Below are 5,389 nucleotides of genomic sequence, written 5' to 3'. Positions count from 1 at the left end.
GAGTGTCAAAACGCCACAGGAGCGCGCGTTTCCAGCCACCCAGCCCGCGATTTCGCCCATAACAGTGTTACTTGGGGGAACCCCCAATATTTATGCTCGCGCACAAAGTTGGGGTGGGGCAAGGCCCGGGTCGGGGGTTCCTCATCCACGAGGAGGACGGGTCGCCGGCGGCAGGGTGAACCGGTGCCGCCGGCTCCGTGTCGGCCTGGCCGGAGACAACAAAGGGACGGCATCGACGGGAGTGGGGTGCGCCCCCATCCCGCAGCGCTTCGCCCCGCCGACAGGGCCGTCATCCCGCCCTCGCCCAGTCCGACGAAACCCCGCGGCGCGGACCCGCCAGCCGGGGGCCGCGGGACGGGTCCCGCCGGGGATGTCGCAGGATGTTCCCCATGGCGACGGTGGCACAGTGGATCGAAGGCGCACGGGTGCGCACGTTGCCCAACGCCATCGCTCCGGTCGTGGTGGGTGTCGGCGTGGCGACCGGGCTCGGCGCGTTCGTGTGGTGGAAGGCGGCGCTCGCGCTGCTCGTCTCCCTCGCGCTGATCATCGGCGTGAACTACGCCAACGACTACTCCGACGGCGTCCGGGGCACCGACGACAACCGGGTCGGCCCGCTGCGGCTGGTCGGCTCGAAGCTCGCCAGCCCCCGCGCGGTGCTCACGGCCGCCTGGTCCAGCTTCGCCGTCGCGGCGCTCGCCGGCTCCGCCCTGGTCGTCGCCTCCGGGCAGTGGTGGCTGTTCGGGCTGGGCGCGCTCTGCGTGGCCGGCGCGTGGTTCTACACGGGCGGCAAGCGCCCGTACGGCTACGCGGGGCTCGGCGAGGTCGCCGTCTTCGTGTTCTTCGGGCTCGTGGCCGTGCTCGGCACCGTCTACGTGCTGTCGGGCCAGGTCACCGGCGTGGCCGTCGGCTCGGCCGTCGCGGTCGGCTGCTTCTCGTGCGCGGTCCTGGTGGCGAACAACCTCAGGGACATCCCCACCGACAAGGAGGTGGGCAAGCGCACGCTGGCGGTGCTGCTCGGCGACCGGGACACCCGGGCCCTGTACACCGCGTTGGTGGTCATCCCGTTCCTGCTGACCGTCCTGATCGGCCTGCGGCAGCCGCTCGCGCTGACGGCGCTGGTCTCGGTGACGCTGGTCGTGCCCGCCCTGCGGCGCGTGCTGCGCGGCTTCACCGGGCGCGCGCTGATCCCGGTCCTCCGCGACACCGGCCTGGCGATGCTGGTCTGGGCGATCGCGACGGGCGTGGCGCTCGCGCTCTGAGCTGAGCACCCCCAGCGCCCTCCGAGCACCCCGCCGACACCCGCGGCGGGGCTGGTCCGATTCCGACGCGACGTCAGTGCGGATCGCGGCGCACGCCGTAGACGACCCCGAGCACGACGGGAACGAGCACCGCGAGCGGCACGCCGATCTTGAAGGCCAGCGAGCGGGTCCTCGTGTGCAGGCCGATCGAGGTCCCGGTGTAGCCCTTCGCGTCGACGTCGCAGGTGATCAACGCCGGCCCGGTGAACCAGGACGTCAGCTCGACGCCGTCCCCGCCCTTGGCGCTGACCGCGACCTCCCGCTCCGGGGCCTGCTCTGGCCGGACCACGCACGTGCCCGGACGCTGGCCCAGGCCCTCCAGGAGCAGGTCACCACCGCCCCACCGGTGCTCGTGCTTCACCCCCTCGCTGGACGCGGGGATGCGGGTGCCGCCGAACGCCCCGGCGCCCCAGACGCCCACGGCGGCGAAGGCGATCACGACGGCGAGGGCGAACAGCAGGTAACCACGAGGGGTGACCCGCGCCAGCCACGTTCTCGTGTTCATTCCGCCCACTCTCCCATGCCCCGGTGGCGAGTTGATCACGGATCAGGCCGGCCACCGGCCGGTGCGGTGGAAGCGGTCGAGGGTGTCCCACGCCGGCTCCAGGTCGAGCCCCTCCGCCCGCACCCACGCGTCGTCGTAGTAGGTGTTGGCGTAGCGCTCGCCCCCGTCGCAGAGCAGGGTGACGAGGCTGCCCGCGCGCCCAGCCGCCCGCATCTCGGCCACCAGTTGGAAGGCGCCCCAGAGGTTGGTGCCCGTCGACCCGCCAACCCTGCGGCCCAGGACGGTCTCGGCGTACCGGACCGCCGCGACGGACCCCGCGTCGGGCACCGCGATCATGCGGTCGATGACCTGGGGCAGGAACGACGGCTCGACGCGGGGCCGGCCGATGCCCTCGATGCGTGATCCGCGCGCGCCCGTGCGGCCGGGGTCGCCGTCCCGCCACGCGGCGAAGAACACCGAGTGCTCCGGGTCGACCACGGCCAGCCGGGTGCGGTGCCGCCGGTAGCGGACGAACCGGCCGATGGTCGCGCTGGTGCCCCCCGTCCCCGCCCCGACCACGATCCACGTCGGCTCGGGGTGCCGCTCCATCGCCATCTGCTCGAAGATCGACTCGGCGATGTTGTTGTTGCCGCGCCAGTCGGTGGCCCGTTCGGCGTGCGTGAACTGGTCCATGAAGTGCCCGCCCAGCTCCGCGGCGAGCCGGCGCGACTCGTCGTAGATCGCGCCCGGCGCGTCGACGAAGTGGCACCGGCCACCCTGCCGCTCGATGAGCGCGACCTTCTCCCGGCTGGTCGACCTCGGCATGACCGCGATGAACGGCAGCCCGAGCAGCCGCGCGAAGTACGCCTCGGACACGGCGGTCGAGCCGGAGGACGCCTCGATCACCGGCGTGCCCTCGGCGATCCAGCCGTTGCAGATCGCGTAGAGGAACAGCGACCGCGCGAGGCGGTGCTTGAGCGAGCCGGTCGGGTGGGTCGACTCGTCCTTCAGGTAGAGGTCGATCCCCCATTCAGGGGGGAGCGGATAGCGCAGGAGGTGCGTGTCGGCACTCCGGTTGGCGTCCGCCTCGATCACCCGAACGGCCTCGGTGACCCAGTCCCTCGTCGTCTCACAGCACCGGTCGACCTGCACGAAACCGCAGCGTAGTCGCCGTTCACCCTCCTCCGAGCCGGTGGTTTGGCCGCCTGTCCCCTGCGCACCGGGCCCCACTCGCCCGATCATGGGCCTGACCTCGTCCGAAAGGAGTAAGAAGTGATCCGGAAGACGCAGCAGCGAGACGGGCGCGTGCGTATCACCTTCGTGCTGCCGGTGGACGAGCCCGACGGACCGGTCAGCGTCGTCGGCTGCTTCAACGACTGGACGCCGGGCGAACACGAGCTGCGCCGGCGCTCGAACGGGACCCGGTCCACCACCGTGGTCGTGGACCAGGGCAGCCGGCTGCGGTTCCGCTACCTGGGCCCGAACGGCCACTGGTTCGACGACGAGCACGCCGACGACCGTGACGGCCAGGACAACCTCGTGCTGGCCTAACGGGTCCCGTCACCGGCAGCGTCGGCAGCGTCGTCGGTGCCGGCAGCGCCGGCACCGGGGCGACGCGGCCCCGGCTGGTCGGCCGGTCCGCCGTCCCGCGCCGGACCCTCACGCTCCGGGCCGGCCTCCCCGGCCGCCGCCCGGCGGTCACGCGTGTCCGCGCCCCGGTCCGCCGCCTCGCCCCGGTCGGACGCGGCCAGCTCGGCCGTCTCGCCACCGGCCGCTGGCTGCTCGCCGCGGAGCTGCGCGCGCAGGCGCTCCCGCTCCGCGCGCCGCCGTGCGCCGGCCGCGGCCATGCTGTCGGCCGCCCTGGCCCGCAGGCCCCGGAACAGCACCAACGACAACGGGAGGCCGAGCACGAGCGCGACCACGAGCGCCACGAGCAGCGGCACCCTCACCAGGACCAGCACGGCCGTCACCACGGCGACCAGCGCCAGTCGGGCGAGCGAGTAGAGCGCGACGTCCCTGACCACGCCACCCCGGTCTGGGGCGGCGGCGGGGATGTCCCGCGGCGGTTCCTCGGGTCGCGGAGTCTCGTCGTGGGCGGTCACGGAACCTGAGGCTACGCGCCCGACTTGTCCGGGACGGTCGGGGGCGGGGCCGGCTCCGGCGCGTTGGGCCGGCCCTCGAACCGGGTGGACAACACCACCGTGGTGCGGGTCCTGGCGATGCCGTCGATCCGCCGCAGCCGGCCGAGGGAGCGCTCCAGCTCGTCCACGGTCGCCACCCGGATCTTCACCACGAACGCCTCGTCGCCGGCCACGGCGTAGCAGGACTCCACCTCGGGCAACTCGGCGAGCGCCGCGGCGATCTCGTCGTCGTCGCCGGTGTCGGTGGGCTGGATCCCGACCAGCGCGGTGACGCCCAGGCCCACCGAGGGCGGGTCCACCACCGCGTGGTACCCGGTGATCACCCCGGAGGACTCCAGCTTGCCGACCCGCTCGTGCACCGCGGAGGCCGACAGCCCCACCTGGCGCCCGAGCTCGGCGTAGGTGGCCCTGCCGTTGGCCCGCAGCGCCGCGATGATCTGGCGGTCCACAGCGTCCATGCCGCCTAGTGTCGCGTACGGCACACCCCGGCCCTCCCTCGGCCGCGCCCGGCGGCCCCCCTCCGGGGCGTGACGCCGAAAGGCGCTGGTAGAGGCCTGACCGAAGTGGGCGTTTCGTCCCTTACCGACCCTTTACCTCCAGCCAAGCGTTCGAGTACCTGGCGGGTGCGGTGTCACGATGCGACCGGAACGCCGGAATCACGGCTGGTACGAGGAGGGCAACGTGACCGCGTCCATCCAACAGAACCGCCAGCAGGTCTCCGAGCGACTGCTGACTCCCGGCGAGGTCGCCTCGCTGTTCCGGGTCGACCCGAAGACGGTGACCCGGTGGGCGACCGCCGGGCGCATCGGGTCGATCCGCACACCCGGCGGGCACCGCCGGTTCCGGGAGTCCGAGGTGCAGGCGCTGCTCGCGACCCTGACGACCGAGGCCAGCCACCCGGTCGACAACCGCTGAGACCGATGCCGCCCGCACGACGCGCGGGTGAGCCCGACGCCGGGAACCGTGCGAATCGGGCTAACCTCAACGGGGGTGGGGAGTTCTCCCCGCCCCCGAGGGGCGCGCGAAGGAGGTGGGTGCGGTGCTGTACCTGCTCGCGATGATCGGGGCGGTGACCGTCGGCATCCTGATGTGGCGGGCCTTCGGCCCCAGCACACTGCCGACGCGGGCGCCCCGCCGCGCACCGGTCGCCCCCGACGACGACCCCGAGTTCCTCCGCAAGCTCGACGAGCGGGTCCGACGCCAGGACGACGACCAGTAGCGACGGCGCGCCGGCGTGAGCCGGCCGCGCCGGCCCCTGGCACCCGCGCCGGCCCCTGCCGCTGGGGCCGGACCCTGCCGCCGCCGGCCGCCCTCCTCGTGGATGAGGAACCCCCGACCCGGGCCTTGCCCCACCCCAACTTTGTGCGCGAGCATAAATATTGGGGGTTCCCCCAAGTAACACTGTTATGGGCGAAATCGCGGGCTGGGTGGCTGGAAACGCGCGCTCCTGTGGCGTTTTGACACTC

8 protein-coding genes are annotated in these 5,389 nt (G+C 73.1%); 4 read left to right on the top strand and 4 right to left on the bottom strand.

Going from position 1 to position 5,389, the window contains the following annotated elements; all coding sequences use genetic code 11:
- Window positions 1-389: 389 nt before the first annotated feature.
- On the top strand, window positions 390-1,259 hold the full coding sequence (locus tag LX15_RS31880; protein ID WP_253674876.1) for a 1,4-dihydroxy-2-naphthoate polyprenyltransferase: 870 nt from the start codon (window positions 390-392) through the stop codon (window positions 1,257-1,259).
- Window positions 1,260-1,332: 73 nt separating this feature from the next.
- On the opposite strand, the gene LX15_RS31875 is transcribed toward LX15_RS31880, so the two are convergent.
- Together LX15_RS31875 and cds1 are read right to left on the bottom strand one after the other, a co-directional pair.
- Window positions 1,333-1,803 carry a hypothetical protein gene (locus LX15_RS31875; protein WP_253674875.1) on the bottom strand — a complete coding sequence of 157 codons (471 nt, stop codon included), beginning with the start codon at window positions 1,801-1,803 and terminating at the stop codon, window positions 1,333-1,335.
- A 42-nt stretch (window positions 1,804-1,845) separates the two neighbouring features.
- The gene (cds1, locus tag LX15_RS31870) at window positions 1,846-2,934 is read right to left on the bottom strand and encodes an L-cysteine desulfhydrase Cds1 (RefSeq protein ID WP_253674874.1); all 1,089 of its coding nucleotides are present in this window, start codon (window positions 2,932-2,934) and stop codon (window positions 1,846-1,848) included.
- A gap of 120 nt (window positions 2,935-3,054) precedes the next feature.
- Between cds1 and LX15_RS31865 the strand changes: the two genes are divergently transcribed.
- A complete protein-coding gene (locus tag LX15_RS31865; RefSeq protein ID WP_253674873.1) occupies window positions 3,055-3,333 on the top strand; it encodes an early set domain-containing protein in 279 nt (92 codons plus the stop codon).
- On the opposite strand, the gene LX15_RS33400 is transcribed toward LX15_RS31865, so the two are convergent.
- Entirely contained in the window at window positions 3,330-3,884 is a 555-nt protein-coding gene (locus tag LX15_RS33400) for a DUF4229 domain-containing protein (protein ID WP_308213550.1), read from the bottom strand. The two genes, LX15_RS31865 and LX15_RS33400, sit on opposite strands and share 4 nt — an antisense overlap.
- Window positions 3,885-3,895: 11 nt before the next feature.
- Window positions 3,896-4,381 (bottom strand): Lrp/AsnC family transcriptional regulator, encoded by a 486-nt coding sequence (locus tag LX15_RS31855; protein ID WP_253674871.1) that lies wholly within the window; start codon window positions 4,379-4,381, stop codon window positions 3,896-3,898.
- A gap of 223 nt (window positions 4,382-4,604) precedes the next feature.
- On the opposite strand from LX15_RS31855, the gene LX15_RS31850 reads away from it, so the two are divergent.
- Window positions 4,605-4,838 (top strand): BldC family transcriptional regulator, encoded by a 234-nt coding sequence (locus LX15_RS31850; protein ID WP_253674869.1) that lies wholly within the window; start codon window positions 4,605-4,607, stop codon window positions 4,836-4,838.
- 124 nt (window positions 4,839-4,962) lie between these two features.
- The gene (locus tag LX15_RS31845) at window positions 4,963-5,142 is read left to right on the top strand and encodes a hypothetical protein (RefSeq protein ID WP_253674877.1); all 180 of its coding nucleotides are present in this window, start codon (window positions 4,963-4,965) and stop codon (window positions 5,140-5,142) included.
- Window positions 5,143-5,389 lie beyond the last annotated feature (247 nt).

The sequence above is a fragment of the Streptoalloteichus tenebrarius genome (genome assembly GCF_024171885.1).
GTDB lineage: Bacteria > Actinomycetota > Actinomycetes > Mycobacteriales > Pseudonocardiaceae > Streptoalloteichus > Streptoalloteichus tenebrarius.
This window is presented reverse-complemented; position numbering and strand designations above follow the sequence as displayed.